Here is a 17884-nt window from a genome sequence, read left to right as displayed (position 1 = left end):
TATCCTTCGGCGGATGCGACGAGTCCTCATCATTGACGACCACCCCGGGGTGGGCCAGGCGCTGGAGCTGCTGCTGTCCCTGCACGACATCGAGGCCCACGTCGCCACCAGTCCTGCACAGGGCCTGGCGCTGCTCGATCAGCGGTCCTATGGCTTGGTGATCCAGGACATGAACTTCACCGCCGACACCACATCGGGCGAAGAAGGTGCCGCACTCTTCCGCGCCGTCCGCGCCCGCCGGCCCGACCTGCCCATCATCCTGCTGACCGCCTGGACGCGGCTGGAGGCTGCCGTGGCCCTCGTCAAGGCCGGCGCGGCCGACTACCTCGCGAAGCCCTGGGACGACGCCAAGCTGCTGGCCACTGTGGAGAACCTGCTGGAGCTGGGCGAGGCCAACCGTGAGGCGGCCCAGCTGCGCGACGCCCGCCGCGAGCGCCATGCGAGGCTCGCGCGCAAGTACGAGCTCGCCGGCCTGGTGTTCGGCTCCGACGCCATGGCCAGCCTGCTGGAGCTTGCCGGGCAGATTGCCGGCGCTGCGGTGCCCGTGCTGATCACCGGGCCCAACGGCGCGGGCAAGGAGCGCATTGCCGCCTTCGTCCACGCCAACTCGGCGGTGCGCAGCGGCCCCTTGGTGGCGCTCAACTGCGGCGCCCTGCCGGGGGAACTGATCGAGGCCGAACTCTTCGGCAGCGACAGCGGGGCCTACACCGGGGCGGCCAAGGCGCGCATCGGCCGCTTCGAATCGGCCGACGGCGGCACGCTCTTCCTCGACGAGATCGGCAATCTGCCGCTGGCCGGTCAGGTCAAGCTGCTGCGCGTGCTGGAGACGGGCCAGTTCGAGCGCCTGGGATCGAGCAAGACGCGCGAGGTGAAGGTGCGCGTGCTCAGCGCCACGAACGCCGACCTGCGCGCCATGGTGAAGGCCGGCGCCTTCCGCGAGGACCTGTTCTACCGCCTCAATCTCATCGAGCTGGCGCTGCCACCGCTCGCCGAGCGGCGTGACGATGTGCTGCCCTTGGCGCAGCACTTTCTCGCGGGCCGCGCGCGGCTGTCGGACGCTGCGCGCGAGGCGCTGCTCAGCCACGCCTGGCCCGGCAACGTCCGCGAGCTGAAGAACGCCGTCGAGCGGGCCGCGCTGCTATGCCAGGGAGCCGAGATCACGGCTGAGCTGCTCGGGCTGCAGGACGCAGGCAACGCCGGCAACGCCTGGCGCAACCTGGACGAGCCCAGCCGCGAGGCCGTGATCGCGGCACTGGGCGCGGCCGGTGGCGTCATCAGCCGCGCGGCGACGCAGCTCGGGCTCTCGCGCCAGGCGCTGTACCGGCGGCTGGAGCGCTACGGGATCACGCCGTGAGCCTGCGGCCGACGTGGCCCTTGTCCTTGCGCGCACGGGCGCTGCTCGCTCTGGCGCTGGCCAGCGGGGTGCCCCTGTTGGTCCTCCTTGGGTTGGGTCAATTGGGCTGGCAGGGCGGCCAGGCACTCGTGGTGGCTGTGGCCGTCACGGCCCCGCTGCTGGCCTGGCTGGCTGCCGCCTGGCTGGCGCCGCTGCGCAGGCTGATGCGCGCGCTGGAAGGCTCGGTCTTGAGCTACCGCGACGGCGACTTCAGCCTCACGCTCGCGCCCAATGGACCGCAAGAGCTGGCCGAGCTCACCCGCCTGCATGCCGAGCTCGGCACCGCCTTGCGCGAGCAGCGCCAGCACCTGGCCCAACGCGAACTGTTGCTCGACACCGTGGTGCAAAACACGCCCGTCGCGCTGGTGCTGACGGGGCCGAGCGAGCGCATTGCGATCGCCAACCTCGCGGCACGTCAGCTGCTCGGGGACGGTCGCAGCCTGACGGGGCTCAGCTTTGCCGCTGTCATTGCCAACCTGCCCGAGGCGCTGAGCGAAGCCTTCGCCGGTGAGAGCGACCGGCTGTTCACCGTGACGCTGCCAGACGGCTCGGAGGAAACCTTCCACCACAGCACCCACGCCTTTCGGCTGCAGGGGCAGCATCACCGCCTGCGCCTGTTGCGCCGCATGACGCGCGAGCTGTCGCGCGCCGAGGTGGCCACCTGGAAGCGCGTCATCCGCGTGCTGAGCCATGAACTGAACAACTCGCTGGCGCCGATTTCGTCACTGGCGCATAGCGGCGCGGAGCTGGCCCGGCGCGGTGACCACGAGCGCCTGCTCCAGGTGCTGGCCAGCATCGGTGAGCGGGCCGCGCACCTGCATGGCTTCCTGAGCGGCTATGCCCGCTTTGCCAAGCTGCCCGTGCCGCGCCGAGAGTGGGTCGAGTGGGCGCCCTTCCTGAACCGGCTCGGCACCCTGTGCGAGTTCACGCTGGACGGCGAACTGCCGGCCCAGCCCGGCTGGTTCGACCCGGCACAGATGGAGCAGGCCCTGCTGAACCTGGTGAAGAACGCGCACGAGTCCGGCAGCCCTGCCGATCAAATCGCGCTGCGCCTTTGGCAGGCCGCCGGCGAGCTGCGCCTCGAGGTGCTGGACCGTGGCCCTGGCATGAGCGAGGCCGTGTTGGCGCAGGCCCTGCTGCCCTTCTATTCGACCAAGCGCTCCGATCCCGGCAGCCAGGGCGGCACCGGCCTCGGCCTTGCGCTGGTGCGCGAGATTGTCGAGACGCATGACGGCCGCGTGGCGCTGAGCAATCGCAAGGCAGGTGGCCTGCGTGTGTCCATCACCCTGCCGGAGGGCGGGACCCTCGCGAGTGCTTGATGGCCGCCGGCGGCGTGGCGGCCACCACGCCGTGCGCTAGGAGCGTGGGCGGCGCCTTACACCCGCACGCGCACCACCCCTCCCAGCCCCACCTTCTCTCCCGCCTCGACCTGGAAGACAAACGCCAGCCGACGCTGCCCCTCGCCCGGCGGCAGGCGCAGGCGCAGCGGCGCTGAGGCGGCCTCGGTCTTGCGGCCGAGCAGGGTGCCATTGCTGTAGACCTCGCAGCGGCCCGTGACGCTCAGCGCCTCAACCCAGCCGCCCTCGCGGCGGATGCGGGAGTAGGGCGTGTGGTTGATGGCGCAGAGCACATAGCCAGGCGCGGTGGCGGCAGGCAGCAGGCCGCCGGCCTGGAAGCCCTGCCAGGAGTTCATGTCCTGCGGCGGGGGCTGCAGCTGTGGGTCGGGCGCGGTGGCTTGCTGCGGCGCGCGTTGCCACCACTGCAGCAGCTGGACGCTGGTGCCCGTGGCTTGCTGGCGCGGCGCGGCGGCGGGCGTGAGGGCGAGGCTGATGCTGGTGCCTTGCAGGCCTTCAGCCGCCGCGCTGAGCTTGAGCTCGCCCGTACCGCCAGCGGTGCTGCGCACGATGACCTGGGCCAGGCCGTGGAAGAGGCTGCGGCGGTCGCCCTTCTCGGGCTCGGTGCTGTTGGAGTCGCCATTGCCCAGGCCGATGATCTCGCCGCCTTCGATGCGGAACTGCACCATCGATGAGGCCAGCGGATGCGCGCGGCCCTGCGCATCGATGGCCTCGACGCGCACCGGCACCACGTCCACGCCGTCGCCGCGCAGGCTGCTGCGGTCGGCCACCAGGCGCAGCGCGGTGGGTGGGCCCACGGTCTCGACCTGGGCCTTGGCCACCAGGCGGCCGGCCTTCCAGCCCAGGGCGCGCAGGGTGCCGGCTTCATAGGGCACCTGCCAGTGGTTCATGGTCCAGCGGTCCACGCTCTGGCGGCCGAGCAGGCGGCCGTTCAGCTCCAGCCCCACCTCGTCGAGGTTGCTGCACACCATCACCTTGACGGGCTGGCCCTCGCGGCCGGGCCAGTTCCAGTGCGGGGCGAGGGCGAGCACCGGGCGGTCGTGCACCCATTGGGCCTGGTGGATGTGGAAGGCGGTCTTCTCGAAGCCGCACAGGTCCATGATGCCGAACACCGAGCTGTTGGACGGCCACTCATAGGGCGTGGGTTCGCCGTGGTAGTCAAAGCCCGTCCAGACAAAGCCGCCGGCGATGAAGGGCCGCTCGGCAATCGCCTTCCAGGCCTTGCGGTGGGTGGCGCCCCAGTCGGCGGCATCGTCGTCGTAGCTGGGGATGAGGTGGCGCTTGTCGTCACGCGGGCCGTAGTAACCGCGCAGCATGAAGGCCGAGGTGTCCTCCGACGACATCAGCGGCAGCTTGGGCCGCGCTTTGTGGACGGCGTCGTACTGGTCCTGCTGGTAGTTGAAGCCCAGCACGTCGAGTGCGTGCGAGACATTGAGCGGCGTGAACAGGCCGTCGTTCATCGCGGCGGTGACGGGGCGGCTGGTGTCCAGGTCCCGCACCACCTCGCGCATGCGGCGCACCATCTCGTAGCCGCCTTCGGTGCCCTGCATGGGCTCTTCGTTGAAGACCGACCACATGAACACGCAGGGGTGGTTGCGGTCGCGCCGCACCAGCCACTTGAGCTGCTGCTTGACGTACTGCGGCGAGGGGTTGAAGAGCCGGTTCTCGGCCATGACGAGGAAGCCCAGCCGGTCGCAGGCGTCCATGAAGGCGCGGTCCTGCGCGTTGTGCGAGGCGCGGATGGCATTGCAGCCCAGCTCCTTCAAGCGCCGCAGCCGGAAGTCGATCAGCGCCGGCGGCACGGCCACGCCCACGCCGGCATGGTCCTGGTGGATGCAGACGCCCTGGATCTTGAGCGGCTGGCCGTTGAGGAAGAAGCCCCGGTCGGCATCGAAGTGCTGGGTGCGGAAGCCGCAGGGCGTGGTGGTCTCGTCCAGCACCTGGCCGCCTTGCAGCACGCGCGTCACGACGCGGTAGAGATGAGGGCTGGCGGGGCTCCAAAGCTCAGGCTTGTCGTGCTTGATCTGCAGCTTGGCCACGGCCTGGCGCAGCAGGGGCACCTGGGCGCGCACGCTCGCTTTGGCGTGGCTGCCGCGCGCGTCCTGCAGCTCGCACTCCACGGTCACGGGCTGGGTCTTGTCGGCCAGGGTGGCGACGGTGACTTCGATCGGGATGACCCAACCCTCGGGCCGCTTCACCGGGTGGGCAAACACGCCGTCGGTCACGATGTGGGTGGCCGCGCGCTTGACGATGCGCACCTCGCGGTAGAGGCCTGCGCCTTCGTACCACCAGCCCTCCATCGCCACGGCATCGACGCGTACAACCAGCGTGTTCAGCGCGTCGCCGAAAGTGGCGTAGGGCGTGAGGTCGATGGCCATCTCGTTGTAGCCACTGAAGTTGTGGTGCACCAGCGTGCCGTTGAACCACACGGTGGCGTGCGTGGCGGCGCCGTCGATCTGCAGCTCCAGGTGGCGGCCACGGTCCTCGGGTTCAAAGCGGATGCTCTGGCGGTACCAGGCCATGCCGCGCCGGCGGTAGCCTTGGGCGACGTTGGCGGCCTGCTCGATGGGCTGGCTGGCCGCAAAGTCGTGCGGCAGGTTGACGAGCGGCCAGTCCGAGTCGTCGTAGTCGGGCGCTGCTGCACCCTGTGCGTTGCCGGCCTTGGCGCTGCCATAGGTCCAGCCGTGGCCCAGGATCTTGGGGAAAGGGATGTCGCCGTCGTGGAAGCGCCAGCCTTGGGTCAGGGCCAGCACTTCACGACCCGTGTGGGCGGCGCCGGCCAAGGTGATGGAGGCGGCGGGGGTGAGGCCGGCGGCGCCGGCTTGCAGCAGGGTGCGTCGTTTCATGCGGCATTGGGACCGCGCGCGGGCGCGCAAGGCAAGCCGTGTTTTCCTTGAAATTCAAAGACGGTATGGCCGCGCGCCAAATCGATAAGCCTTTGGCCACACGCCGGGCGCGCGCGCTTTCACAATCGCCGCTCCCCTTTTGGAGGTCATTTGATGGGCAAGTGGAAGTCGATGAAGCGCCTAGCGTGCGCGTTGGGCGCGGGTGCCCTGGTGGTGGGTGCAGCTTTTGCTGCAGACAGCCCGCGCGTGCAACTCAGCGTGGCCACGGGCACCGCCGGCCCCGAGATCAGCCGCCACCTCTTCGGCCAGTTTGCCGAGCACCTGGGCACCGGCGTCTACGGCGGCATCTGGGTCGGCAAGGACTCCAAGATCCCCAACACGCGCGGCATCCGCAAGGACGTGGTGGAGGCGCTGCGGGCCATCAAGGTGCCCAACATCCGCTGGCCCGGCGGCTGCTACGCCGACAAGTACCACTGGCGTGATGGCATCGGCCCCCAAAGCCGCCGGCCCAAGACCCTGAACCCCGACTGGGGCGGCGTGATCGAGCCGCACAGCTTTGGCACGCACGAGTTCATGGACTTCGTGGCCCAGGTGGGCGCCGAGCCCTATCTCTCCGTCAACGTCGGCTCGGGCTCGGTGCGCGAAATGGCCGACTGGCTGGAGTACATGACCTCGGCCAAGCCCAGCACCCTGGCGCAGGAGCGCGTGCGCAATGGCGCGGCCCAGCCCTTCAAGCTGCCGCTGCTGGGCATCGGCAATGAGGTCTGGGGCTGCGGTGGCTCCATGACGGCCGAGGAGTACGCGGCCGAGCTCAAGAAGTACGCCACCTTTGCCTTCAACTTCCACCCCGACCAGCAGGCGCCCGGGCAGAAGATGCGCCGCATTGCCTCCGGCCCCAACCGTGACGACTACCGCTTCACCGAGGTGGTGATGAAGCACGTCAAGGAGCACGCGATCTACAGCTGGGGCATCGAGGGCCTCTCGCTGCACAGCTACACCGGCATGGAGAAGTGGCCGCCCCCGCACCCGGCCACGGGCTTTGGCATTGACGAGTACATGTTCATCCTCAATGCCACGCTGGACATGGAGACCTTCGTCACCAAGCACTCGGCCATCATGGACCGCTACGACCCCGAGAAGAAGGTGGCCCTGGTGGTGGACGAGTGGGGCGCCTGGTACTCGCCCACGCCGGGCAGCAACCCCGCCTTCCTGCAGCAGCAGAACTCGCAGCGCGACGCCATCCTGGCGGCGCTCAACATCAACATCTTTGCGCGCCACGCGGACCGCGTCCGCATCGCCAACATCGCGCAGATGATCAATGTGCTGCAGGCCATGATCCTCACGTCCGACACCGGCATGGTGCTGACCCCCAGCTACCACGCCTTCAAGCTCTACGTACCCTTCCAGGACGCCAAGCGGCTGGAGCTCAAGCACGACGGCCAGCCCTTCAAGCTGGCTGGCGCCGAGCTGCCGCGCCTGGATGCGCTGGCCGCGCGCGGGCTTGACGGCAAGGTCTGGGTCTCGCTCACCAATGTGCACCCCACCGAGTCGCTGCGCGTGGAACTGAAGGCCGATGCCAATGCAACGGCTGCACGTGGCGAGACCCTGGCCGCACCGCGCGTTGACAGCGTCAACACCTTCCAGCAGCCGGCCTTGGTCACCCCCAAGCCCATCCAGGCGCGCCAGGACGCTGCCTGCGGCTGCCTGGTGCTCGACCTCGCTCCCGCTTCGCTCACCGTCGTCTCGCTCGACGCGCACTGACCGACCAGCCGCCCCCGGGAGCCCACCACATGCCCACCGCCGCCCTGACCAGCGCCTCGCGGTGGCTGCGGCTGCTGTGGGTTGGGGCGGCGATCTGGGCCGCAGCCGGCAGCGGCCTGGCCCAGGACACGCCAGCGGCTGCGCTGGAGGCGCGGGTCCCGGCGCTGGCTTGCAACGCGCTGGCTGAGACCTCAGAGAACGCCCCGGCTGGCGACACCGCCGGGCTCACAGCACTGGAGGAGCGCTTCCGCCTGGCCTTCGCCTGTGGCCGCTTGGAGCAGGCCCTGCACACCCTGGCCGACTGGAAGCGCCAGCGCCCCGTGCCCCCGCGCGAAACCGTGGAGCCCTGGCTGCGCCTGGAGCTGCATGCGCGCGCCCTGCTGGCGGCAGCGCCAGGGCAGGGGGCCTATGGCGAGGCCTTTGCCACCGCGCTGGCCACCGCCTTCGCGGCCCTGGATGACCGCTCCGCCGTGGACTCCGCCTGGGCCCTGGGCCTGCCGCCCCGCGTGGCGCGCATGAACCTGGACCGGCGGCTGGAGCAACTCGCCAAGCAATCCGCCGAGCACACCACCATCACGCGCGCTGACCTGCTCGACCTGCTGTACTGGCACAGCACCTGGCAGGCCGTATCCGCCTATGCGCCGGGGCTGGACGCCGCGCTGGCCCGGGACGACGAGCGCCGTTTCGTCATCGACCGCAACGTGCTGATCCGCACCCCGCAGGGCGCCACCTTGTCGGCCGACGTGGTGCGCCCGCGCCGCCTCTCGGGCCCCCAGCCCACGGCCTTGCGGTTCACCATCTACAGCGACCCCGTCTTCAACCTCAAGAGCGCGAAGGAAGCTGCTGCACGCGGCTACGTGGGCGTGCTCGCCAGCGCGCGAGGCAAGGCGGCCAGCCCGGACGCCATCGTGCCCTGGGAGACCGAGGCGGCCGACACCTGGGCGGTGATCGACTGGATCAGCCACCAGCCCTGGAGCGATGGCCAGGTCGGCATGTACGGCAACAGCTACGACGCGTTTGCGCAGTGGGCCGCCGCCAAGAGCGGCCATCCGGCGCTCAAGACCATCGTGCCCAGCGGCGCCAGCTTCCCGGGCAATGGCCTGCCGATGCAGAACAACGTCTTCCAGCTCGGCAACTACGGCTGGCCGCTGCAGGTGACCAGCGACCGCTTCATGGGCAGCCCGGCGCTGCAAGACGGCCGGCGCTGGTCAGCGCTGCTGGAGGCCTGGTTCGCCAGCGGCCGCCCGCTGCGCGAGATCGACGCCATCGACGGCACACCCAACGAGGTCCTGCAACGCCAGCTGCGCCATCCGTCCTTCGACGCCTACTGGCAGGCCATGCAACCCTGGGGGGCCGAGTTCGCGCGCATCCGCATCCCGGTGCTGTCCTTGACGGGCTACTTCGACGACGCCGGCGCCGCCGCCGTGAACTACCTCGTCGAGCACCGCTGGCACCGGCCCAATGCCCCGCACTACCTGGTGATCGGGCCCTGGAGCCATGGCGACAACCTCTCGGCCGGCAAACGCAGCCGGGTGAACGGCTACGAGATCGACCCGGTGGCCAACATCGACACCGAAGCGCTGACCTTCCAGTGGTTCGACCACGTGCTGCGCGGCGGCCCAAGGCCGGCGCTGCTGCGCGAGCGCATCAACTACCAGGTGATGGGCACCAACACCTGGGCGCATGCGCCCTCGATCCCGCAGATGGCCGCGCAGCGTTGGCGCCTCTACCTGTCTGCCGAGCCCCAAGGGGCACGCCACCGCCTGACGCCGCACCTGCCCGTGACCGAAGCGTTTGTTGAGCAGCGCGTGGACCTCGCCGACCGCCAGACGCGCCACAACCTCTACCCCACCAGCGCCTGGTCGGACGCCCCCGATGCACCCACGCGGGTGGCCTACGTCAGCGAGCCGCTGGAGGTGGCCGCCTGCGTGTGCGGGCAGGTGACGGGCGCGCTGCAGGCCAGCGTTGACCGCCGGGACTTCGACTTCACCTGGGCCTTGTACGAGATCACGCCCGAGGGGCGCTACTTCAACCTGTCCTACTACCTGGGCCGCGCCAGCTACGCCGCCCACCGCACCCAGCGCCGGTTGCTGACGCCCGGCCGCAAGACCCTGCTTCCGTTCTCGATGACCCCGCTCATTGCCAAGCAGCTGGCGCCCGGCAGCCGGCTGCTCTTGCTGCTCACGGTCAACAAGAACCCCTATGCCGAGGTCAACCACGGCACGGGTCGTGACGTCAGTCATGAGTCCATCGCCGATGCGGGGGCGCCCCTGCGCGTGCGCTGGTACGGTGGCAGCTTTATCGAGATACCCTTGCAGCCGCAGGCCCGTGCTGCCATGACTGCGCGGCCCCGCAAGCAGATGCCCTGATGGCGTGTGCCCCTTCCTCCTCGTTGCTGCCGTGCGTTGCGCTCGGCGCTTGTTGCCCAGCGTTGCTTTGCCACCGCTTCTTTGAATAGCCAGGACCCAGCCGTATGTCTACCCTTGCCTTGAAGTCCCGCGCCACGCGCTGGGCACGCCCGCTGCTCTTCAGCCTCACCGCCCTGGCCGCCGCTGCGCAGTGCCACGCCCAGCTCTCCGACGACGCCGTGCGCGCCCGCGTGGATGCGCTGATGGCGCGCATGACGCTTGAAGAGAAGGCCGGGCAGATCACCCAGCACTTCGTCTTCCAGGACGTGCCGAACGAGGAAGCGCGCGCCGCCAAGGAAGTGGCCGCTGCGCGTGGCGGCAGCGTGCTGCTGCTCAAGACGGCGGCCGACATCAACCGCTTCCAGAAGATGGCGCTCCAGACGCGCCTGGGCATCCCGCTGCTGGTGGGCTTTGACGTCATCCACGGCTTCCACACCGTGATGCCGGTGCCGCTGGCCCTGGCCGCCAGCTGGGACCCTTCCGTGGCCCAGGAGGCGCAAGCCGTGGCCGCGCGTGAGGCGCGGGCCGTGGGCATCCACTGGACCTTTGCGCCCAATGTCGACATCGGCCGCGACGCGCGCTGGGGCCGCACCGTGGAAGGCGCGGGCGAGGACCCCACGCTCGGCTCCGCCATGGCCGTGGCCCAGGTCAAGGGCTTCCAGGGTGCCTTCATCGGCGCCCCGGGCCATGTGATTGCGGGCCCCAAGCACTTTGCCGGTTATGGCGCGTCCCTCGGTGGGCGTGACTACGACGAGGTGGACCTCTCCGACAGCCAGCTCTGGAACGTCTACCTCAAGCCCTTCAAGGCGGCGGTGGACGCCGGCGCCGGCAACATCATGAGCGCCTACATGGGCCTCAACGGCGTGCCGGCCTCGGGCAACCATTGGCTGCTGACCGAGGTGCTGCGCAAGAGCTGGGGCTTCAAGGGCTTTGTCGTCACCGACGCCGGCGCGGCGTTTGACCTGACCACCCACGGCTACACCCGCGACCGCGCCGAGGCCGGCAAGCAGGCCCTGATGGCCGGCGTGGACATGGAAATGACCAAGCCCTTCGACAGCCAGGTCTTCGGCCACCTGCCCGACCTCGTCGCCAAGGGCGAAGTGCCCGTCGCGCGGCTCGACGAAGCCGTGCGCCGCGTGCTGGAGGCCAAGGTGCGCATGGGCGTCTTTGAGAAGCCGCTGGTTGACGAAGCCGAAGCCGCCAAGGTGCTGGCCGACCCAGCCCACCGCGACGTGGCCCGCCGTGCCGCTGAGCGCTCCTTCGTGCTGCTGCGCAACGACAAGCAACTGCTGCCGCTCAAGGGCAGCAGCCTCAAGTCCGTGGCCGTGATCGGCCCGCTGGCCGACGCCGCGCGGGACACCGCCGGCCCCTGGATCTTTGCGCAGAACGATGCCGAGACCGTGACCGTGCTCGCCGGCCTCAAGGCCAAGCTCGGCGCCAAGGTCAAGCTCAGCTACTCGCCCGGCGTGAGCATGCCCAAGCGCGCCAACAAATCCATCTTCCCCGAGCCCCTGCCGGTGACCGTGGACGACGGCAAGGAGATTGCCCGCGCCGTGCAACTGGCCAAGCAGTCTGACGTGGCCGTGCTCGTGCTCGGTGAGGCGCAGATCATGAGCGGCGAGAACGCCTCGCGCTCCAGCTTTGACCTGCCCGGCCGCCAGCAAGAGCTGCTCGCCGCCGTCATGGCCACCGGCAAGCCCGTGGTGGCCCTCTTGATGAGCGCCCGCCCGCTCGACCTCAAGGGCGTGCAGCCCCAAGCCCTGATGCAGATCTGGTACCCCGGCACCCAGGGCGGCGCCGCTGTGGCCAATGTGCTCACGGGCGAGGTCTCGCCCGGCGGCAAGCTGCCCTTCACCTGGCCGCGCAACATCGGCCAGGTGCCGCTGAACTACGCGCAGCTGCAATCGCACTTCACCCACGCCATCACCGAGCGCTACTGGAACGAGCCCAACACGCCGCTCTACCCCTTCGGCTTTGGCCTCAGCTACAGCAGCTTCGCCATCGAGAACCTCGCGCTGTCCCAGCCCGTTCTCAAGGCCGGTGAGACGCTCAAGCTCAGCGCCACGCTGCGCAACACCGGCGCTCGCAAGGCCGACGAAGTTGTGCAGCTCTATGTGCGCCAGAAGGCCGGCTCCGCCGCCCGCCCCGTGCGTGAGCTAAAGGCCTTCAGTCGCGTCACCCTCGATGCCGGCGCCAGCCAGACCGTGCAATTCGAGCTGCCCGCCAGCGAGCTGCAGTACTGGTCCGCCGCCGTGCGCCGCTTTGTGCTGGAGACGGGCGACTTCGACGTCTTCATCGGCAACGACGCCACCGCCAAGCTGCAGGGCAAGTTCCAGCTGCAGGCCGACGCCATCGCGCGGCCTTGATCGGCCTTCAGCGGCAGTGAACGCGGGGTGCGCCTTGCCTGACCCGCTGCGCATCGCCGTCCCCGAGGCCATCGAGACAGAAAGGCTGCTGCTTCGCGCCTTCCGCGAGAGCGACGCACCGGCCTTGCACGAGGCCTTGGTCGAGTCGCTGCCCGCGCTGCGCCAGCACCTGGGCTTTCTGCCTTGGGTGGCTGAGGAGCAGACGCTGGAGTCCGCGCTAGCCCGCTGCCGCCGCGCAGCGGGCAACTTCCTGCTGCGGCTTGACCTGCCCTACCTCGCCTTCTCGCGCAGCACCGGCCGCCTCGTCGGCTCCATCGGCCTGCACCGCACCGACTGGAACGTGCCCCGCACCGAGGTCGGCTACTGGATCCGCACCAGCGAACTCGGCCACGGCTACGCCACCGAGGGCGTCCGCGCCCTGACCGGCTGGGCCCTGCGCGACGTGGCCGAAGGCGGCCTCGGCGCCCAGCGCGTCGAGCTGGTCACCGACGACCGCAACCAAGCCTCCCGCGCCGTGGCCGAGCGCTGCGGCTTTGCGCTGGAAGGCCTGCTGCGCAACACCATGCGCGACCCCGATGGGGGCCTCAGTAACAGCTGTGTGTATGCGAGGGTGCCGGGGGAGGGGTGAGGGCGGTTGGCAAGGCTGCACAGGGCGCGCGTGAGCCGCCTTCGAGGGCCAGGTCAACGATGCCTTCCATCATTCGCGGCCTAAGAGGCTGCGGAGAAAAGACCAGAAGCTACGCCCGAACCATACCGACGCCGCCGCGCAAAGAAGTGCGCAGATCACCGCTACGAACAGCCAATGGTCTTGCAAGTCTCCGTAGCGGACCCATCGAGCGAACAGCCATCCACCGATCACAAAGCCGAGGAAGGCAGCGACCAGATGGGGAACCCACCAGCCAGCGCCGTCTTCGGTGTGATTGGTAGCCACGTTTGTGCCTCAAAGTTCGAGCTAGGCGGTCAGTCGTAGCGGGTCGGTTTGAGCGAGGAGATCGGACTCAACGCACCGGGCGCTGTTCGCGTGGGTTGTCCAGAGGGTGGACAAGAACAATCTTCCCGACCAAGGCGGCGAAGGGGATCGGGCCGAGAAGACGGCTGTCCTTGCTATTGTCGCGGCAGTCTCCGAGCAAGAAAGCGTGAGCCTCGGGAACGGACGTGCAAGGAAAGTCCCTGGAGTACTCACTTTCGGCGGCAGCGGTGAGCTGATATGGCTCGGGGTTGACCTGCCCGTTTAGGTACAGCTGACCTGCCTTGAGTTCGACGCGGTCACCTGCGAGACCAACGATACGAAGTGGAACCTTGACGCCCTCGAAGTAGCTCTGGTGCGCAAGGGTTACAACGTCTCCAAGGCACAGCGATGATGGCTCTTGCCTCTTGTAGAGAGCGACTTCGCCAAGGCGAAGGGTCGGCTCCATGTTCCCGCCGAGAACCTGGAATGCAAGCAGGCCCGATGAGCGCGCCGCCGCGCTGGCTCGGGCGAGGCGGATCTTGGGTGCGAGAAAGTGGTTGTAGATGCGGATGAGCACGATGCGATGCAGAACTTGAAGCCTAACGTGTTGTAGTCGGATCGTTGACGATCCCCGTAGCAAGCGGCGCATGATCAAGTGCCCAGCCCGGCGTATCGACCTGAAGAGGCCACGCGCGCAGACCGTGCTGCCGAGGCTATGCGACCGAGCACTTGCGCACCGTTTCGAGCGTGCGCGTGGTGATGTCCTTGCTGAAGCTGCGCTCCAGGAAGGCCATGAACGCCGACGCCTTGGGCCCGGGCACATAGAAGGACAGCACCTCAGATCCCGTGAACTTGAGAACGCACGCGTCGTCGCGCTCGATGGGCAGGGCCAGCGTGTGCGCTGACGGCCGGCGCAGGAAGGTGACGACGGGTTTGGCTGCTGGGGGTAGCTTGAACTCGGCGAAGGGCTCCGACGCGACCAGCTCGCGCAGGAACTCGGCCGGGCGAACGAAGGTGTCAAAGACTCGGTCCAGCGTGGATTGCATCGCCGCTTCTGCGCGGCGCTCCAGTCCGGCGCATGAGGTCGTGCGGGCGTTGAAGACGACGTTGCCGCTGGACAAAAGCGTTCGCACGTCGGAGAAGCCGGCCGCCTCAAAGCACCGCTGGAGATCAGGGCTCCTGGCGTTCATGGGGCTGACTCCGCGAAGGAGGGCGACATAGCGAGGCATGCGCCAATGTAGCGCTGCGCCGGCGCGCAGCCGTGGGGCCAGCGTGGCCAACGCTTCGGCCTTGGCCGAAGCATCCGGCACCCGACTCGTCGCACAGTGCAGGCTCACGCCTCAACACCCCAAGACCCAGAGCCGCCTTATGTCTCTCACGTCCCTGACCTGTTTCATCCGCTACCAGATCGACCCCTTCCAGCGCGAGGCCTTCAGGCACTACGCCGAGGCCTGGGGGCGCATCATTCCGCGCTGCGGCGGCAACTTGATCGGCTACTTTCTGCCGCACGAGGGCAGCAATGATGTAGCTTGGGGGCTGATCGGGTTTGACAGCCTGGCGGGCTACGAGCGCTATCGCGCCACCCTCAAGACCGACCCTGAGGGTTGCGCCAACTTCGAGTTTGCGCAGGCCCGGCGCTTGATCCTCCGGGAGGAGCGCACCTGGCTGGAAGATGTGGCCTCGACATTGAATCTGACCCGGGAGCTGACGCCATGATGGCCGTGATTTTTGAGCTGGAGCTGCAAGCCGATGTGGCTCCGCGCTACTTCGAGCTGGCCGCCGCGCTGAAAGCGGAGTTGGAGTCCGTGGACGGCTTCATCTCGGTCGAGCGATTCGAGAGCCTGACCCACCCGGGGCGCTTTCTGTCCTTGAGCTTCTGGCGCGACGAGGCGGCGGTGCGCGCCTGGCGTTGCCATGGCATGCACCGCAACGCCCAGCAAGAGGGCCGCAGCCAGGTCTTTGCCAACTACCGGCTGCGCGTGGCCGCCGTGGTGCGCGACTACGGCTTGCATGAGCGCGACCAGGCGCCCGCAGACTCGTTGGGCGCGCTGCTTTGATCGGCTGACTCTCGACTAAGGCAGAAGCTGATGACGGCACCTCATGAACCCCGCCTGGCTCGTGTCGCCGCCCTCGTGGCCGACCCGGCGCGGTCGCGGATGCTGGCCTACCTGATGGATGGCGAGTACGCCAGCGCCAGCGAGTTGGCCAAGGCTGCGAGCGTGACGGCGGCGACGGCCAGCGGGCATTTGGCCAAGCTGCTGGACGCGCAGTTTGTGGTGTGCGAGCCCAGAGGCCGACACCGCTACTACCGCCTGGCCGACGCCGAAGTGGCCCATGCGCTTGAGGCCCTGGCCCTCGTCGCCGAGCGCCAGGAACACGACCGCGCCTGGGCCCACCCTGCCCGGGCCCGCCTACGCCTCGCGCGCTGCTGCTACGGCCACCTGGCCGGCAAGTTGGGCGTCTCCGTCTTCGAGGCTCTGCAGCGCGATGGCCGCCTGGGCGCGACGGCCAGCGGCTTTGAGCTGACGGCCGCTGGCCGGGCTTGGCTGCAAGGGCTGGGTATGAACCCCAGCGCGCCCCAAGGCCGGCGCCGCTATGCCTACCGCTGCCTCGACTGGTCTGAGCGCCGCGACCACCTCGCCGGGCAACTGGCCGATGAGCTCTTCCGGCACTTCATCGCCAAAGGCTGGCTACGCCAAGGCCCCGGCCGCGCGGTTGAAGTCACGGCGACCGGGCATCGGGATTTGTTGCCTTGTTTGAGTGAGGGAGCTGACTGAGTTGGGAGAGCGCTTGCGGATTTGACAGCCAATGCAGTTTCGGCAGCTGAGCCTGACGTTGGCACCCGCGCTGGCAAATTCAGCGCGGCAGTGACGCGGATTCCATGTCAGCACGGGACTTCAACGCCCCGGCTTTAGATGCCGGATAGACGACTGCAGGTGTCTCTTCCCTCCTGCCCAATCGATCAGGCCTTTGCCGTTGTTGGACGCGCGTGTACGAGGGGTTAAACCTCATTCTCTCCACCTGCCCCGTACTTCTTCTCTATGTCGCGTTTGATTGCGCCAGACACCTTCTTCAGCGTTGCCAGGGCCGCGTTGTAGTAGTGCTTGTCCACTTCGACCTTATCGCCAACCTTGCCACGCGCCTTCTTGGCAGCCTTCTCCAGGTACAGCGCGTTTATCACTCGATTGTTGTGCACCACCAAATCACGTGTCGCGGCCACCTCGAAGTAGTCGATGAAGCTTTGATCACTCTTAATGCTAAGGAGCTTGACCGCATACGCCATGTAGGCGCTGGGGCGCTGGCGAAAGACACTGGCAACGTGATCCGACAGCACCCGCTGGACAAGTTGGTCCTTGTCCGGCGCAGAAACGAGCTCGCGTGGCGAAACACTAGGACACGCAGGTACTCCTTGCACGACCTCTGTGATGCGCAACGGGTAGTGATTTAGGAAGGTGACCAGCACATCAGCCAAGAATGACTCGAACTGAGAGACGGCGGTGATGAGGAACGCCTCGTACAGCCCGCCAGAGCTGAAGTGGGCATAGATTTCCTTCAACTCATGGTCAGTGCGCTTGGCGAACTTCTTTCGATCGACCGACGGTACGTAGTAGCGCCTGTCTGACTTCGAGTCGCTGCGTTCGAACGTCGCACGGGCGTCCGTCAGCAAAGGTCCAATTTGCTCAAGAAAGATGTGCGCGTCATTCAGATCACGCACTATCCGATTCTGGAGGGAGTAGATCTTCCTGGCGAGGGCTTCGTCGGGCATCTGATGAGGTCTAACGTGTGCGCTGAGCTTTGCAGGAGCGTGTCGGCTCGAGCGAGGAGCTAGGCGCCTCCGAACCCGTAGTAGGAGGCGATAGCCGTTGCCAACACTCCGCCAGCCGTGGCTACGCTGATCTCCCAGGCGCCTGCGCCGGCCTTGGCAACCATGTTGCCAATCCAGTTCCGAACGCTCGGGCCGAGCTTCTTGTTCCTGACGTCGTCGGAGGTGTCGTCGCTCACTAAGGCTTGCTTCAACTGCTCCAGATCAGCGTCCTGAATCCCGTAGGCGCGCAAGGCAGACACAAGACTGCCTAGATCGTTGACCGTTACGTTGTTGGTGACACCCTGAATTGACCCGCCACCAACCACAATCGTTGTGTTGCTGCCGAACACTGCGTTCCGAAAAATCTCTGACACTGCTACCTCCTGCGCAACCGCGCGGATGGCTTCTGGTTGTGGTTCCTGCGGAATACGGTCTGACACTTGAAGAGCCAGTTCGAGGAGTCGCGACCGCACCTCGGTGACGATCTGGAGCATTGAGCCCACGGAGTGCTTTCCCCAGGCACGCTCGATCTCGAAGCTGCGATCAATGCCCTTCTTAATGTGCCCGAAGTACTCAGGCGCGATGACAATCGCCAAGTCCGTGTCGCGCTTTGCCCACTCGGCCACTACGGCAATGCTTTCCGACACTCTCCGTGTCTCGAGTTTGTCCCGGAGTCTTTGATCCACACCCATCATTGGCAACGGCTGGTCCGAGTAGCGAACTACGCCGTTGCTCAGATTGGCCATCACGGTGACAGGTAGAACGCGGTAAGCCGGGAGGCTAAGGCGGTCGGGGTAGCCCTTCAGCTCATTTGTCACCCACTTCTTCATGTCCAACTCACCGAGGCGATGAGCAAGCACCTGCGCCTTAAAGAGCGCGTCTTCAAGGCTCGGCGAACTCGAACTCAAGAGATCGATGATTTCGGTGAGCAGGTGCATGGCTGTTTTGCCTGTGGGGCGAAACGTGTTGTAGTCGGATCGCTAACGATCCGCATGGCGGCG

14 protein-coding genes are annotated in these 17884 nt (G+C 67.6%); 9 read left to right on the top strand and 5 right to left on the bottom strand.

Annotated features, from left to right (window positions below):
- Positions 1 to 13: 13 nt before the first annotated feature.
- Together ABDJ85_RS11020 and ABDJ85_RS11015 are read left to right on the top strand one after the other, a co-directional pair.
- Entirely contained in the window at positions 14 to 1354 is a 1341-nt protein-coding gene (locus ABDJ85_RS11020) for a sigma-54-dependent transcriptional regulator (RefSeq protein WP_347704806.1), read from the top strand.
- On the top strand, positions 1351 to 2712 hold the full coding sequence (locus ABDJ85_RS11015) for a sensor histidine kinase (RefSeq protein ID WP_347704805.1): 1362 nt from the start codon (positions 1351 to 1353) through the stop codon (positions 2710 to 2712). Before ABDJ85_RS11020 ends, ABDJ85_RS11015 begins: the two co-directional genes overlap by 4 nt.
- A 56-nt stretch (positions 2713 to 2768) precedes the next feature.
- Here the strand turns inward: ABDJ85_RS11015 and galA are convergent, their stop codons facing one another.
- A complete protein-coding gene (gene galA / locus ABDJ85_RS11010; protein WP_347704804.1) occupies positions 2769 to 5594 on the bottom strand; it encodes a beta-galactosidase GalA in 2826 nt (941 codons plus the stop codon).
- A gap of 153 nt (positions 5595 to 5747) precedes the next feature.
- On the opposite strand from galA, the gene ABDJ85_RS11005 reads away from it, so the two are divergent.
- The 4 genes from ABDJ85_RS11005 to ABDJ85_RS10990 all read left to right on the top strand — a co-directional run bounded on the left by ABDJ85_RS11005 (position 5748) and on the right by ABDJ85_RS10990 (position 12757).
- On the top strand, positions 5748 to 7355 hold the full coding sequence (locus ABDJ85_RS11005) for an alpha-N-arabinofuranosidase (protein ID WP_347704803.1): 1608 nt from the start codon (positions 5748 to 5750) through the stop codon (positions 7353 to 7355).
- Between the two features lie 29 nt (positions 7356 to 7384).
- On the top strand, positions 7385 to 9724 hold the full coding sequence (locus tag ABDJ85_RS11000; protein ID WP_347704802.1) for a CocE/NonD family hydrolase: 2340 nt from the start codon (positions 7385 to 7387) through the stop codon (positions 9722 to 9724).
- Positions 9725 to 9828: 104 nt separating this feature from the next.
- Positions 9829 to 12129, top strand: coding sequence for a beta-glucosidase BglX (gene bglX, locus ABDJ85_RS10995; RefSeq protein WP_347704801.1), 2301 nt, complete (start codon positions 9829 to 9831; stop codon positions 12127 to 12129).
- A gap of 34 nt (positions 12130 to 12163) precedes the next feature.
- Positions 12164 to 12757: a GNAT family N-acetyltransferase gene (locus tag ABDJ85_RS10990; RefSeq protein WP_347704800.1), complete on the top strand. Its 594-nt coding sequence runs from the start codon at positions 12164 to 12166 to the stop codon at positions 12755 to 12757.
- A 370-nt stretch (positions 12758 to 13127) separates the two neighbouring features.
- Here the strand turns inward: ABDJ85_RS10990 and lepB are convergent, their stop codons facing one another.
- The gene (lepB, locus tag ABDJ85_RS10985; RefSeq protein ID WP_347704799.1) at positions 13128 to 13655 is read right to left on the bottom strand and encodes a signal peptidase I; all 528 of its coding nucleotides are present in this window, start codon (positions 13653 to 13655) and stop codon (positions 13128 to 13130) included.
- 136 nt (positions 13656 to 13791) lie between these two features.
- Positions 13792 to 14307: a DUF1697 domain-containing protein gene (locus ABDJ85_RS10980; RefSeq protein WP_347704889.1), complete on the bottom strand. Its 516-nt coding sequence runs from the start codon at positions 14305 to 14307 to the stop codon at positions 13792 to 13794.
- A 139-nt stretch (positions 14308 to 14446) separates the two neighbouring features.
- Here ABDJ85_RS10980 and ABDJ85_RS10975 point away from each other — a divergent pair, with 139 nt between their 5' ends.
- Genes ABDJ85_RS10975 through ABDJ85_RS10965 form a run of 3 tightly spaced genes read left to right on the top strand, consistent with a single transcriptional unit; the run spans position 14447 to position 15855 of the window.
- Positions 14447 to 14794: an NIPSNAP family protein gene (locus ABDJ85_RS10975; RefSeq protein ID WP_347704798.1), complete on the top strand. Its 348-nt coding sequence runs from the start codon at positions 14447 to 14449 to the stop codon at positions 14792 to 14794.
- Entirely contained in the window at positions 14791 to 15135 is a 345-nt protein-coding gene (locus tag ABDJ85_RS10970; protein ID WP_347704797.1) for an antibiotic biosynthesis monooxygenase family protein, read from the top strand. The genes ABDJ85_RS10975 and ABDJ85_RS10970 overlap by 4 nt, the downstream gene beginning before the upstream one ends.
- Positions 15136 to 15165: 30 nt before the next feature.
- The gene (locus tag ABDJ85_RS10965; RefSeq protein WP_347704796.1) at positions 15166 to 15855 is read left to right on the top strand and encodes an ArsR/SmtB family transcription factor; all 690 of its coding nucleotides are present in this window, start codon (positions 15166 to 15168) and stop codon (positions 15853 to 15855) included.
- A gap of 224 nt (positions 15856 to 16079) precedes the next feature.
- On the opposite strand, the gene ABDJ85_RS10960 is transcribed toward ABDJ85_RS10965, so the two are convergent.
- Together ABDJ85_RS10960 and ABDJ85_RS10955 are read right to left on the bottom strand one after the other, a co-directional pair.
- On the bottom strand, positions 16080 to 16844 hold the full coding sequence (locus ABDJ85_RS10960; RefSeq protein WP_347704795.1) for a hypothetical protein: 765 nt from the start codon (positions 16842 to 16844) through the stop codon (positions 16080 to 16082).
- A gap of 59 nt (positions 16845 to 16903) precedes the next feature.
- Complete coding sequence (locus tag ABDJ85_RS10955; RefSeq protein ID WP_347704794.1) at positions 16904 to 17821, bottom strand: AbiTii domain-containing protein; 918 nt, start codon at positions 17819 to 17821, stop codon at positions 16904 to 16906.
- Between the last annotated feature and the right edge of the window lie 63 nt (positions 17822 to 17884).

Source organism: Roseateles paludis (assembly GCF_039872745.1).
Classification (GTDB): domain Bacteria; phylum Pseudomonadota; class Gammaproteobacteria; order Burkholderiales; family Burkholderiaceae_C; genus Pelomonas; species Pelomonas paludis.
Note: the sequence above shows the minus strand (reverse complement) of the source record. Positions and strands in the feature narration are given on the sequence as shown.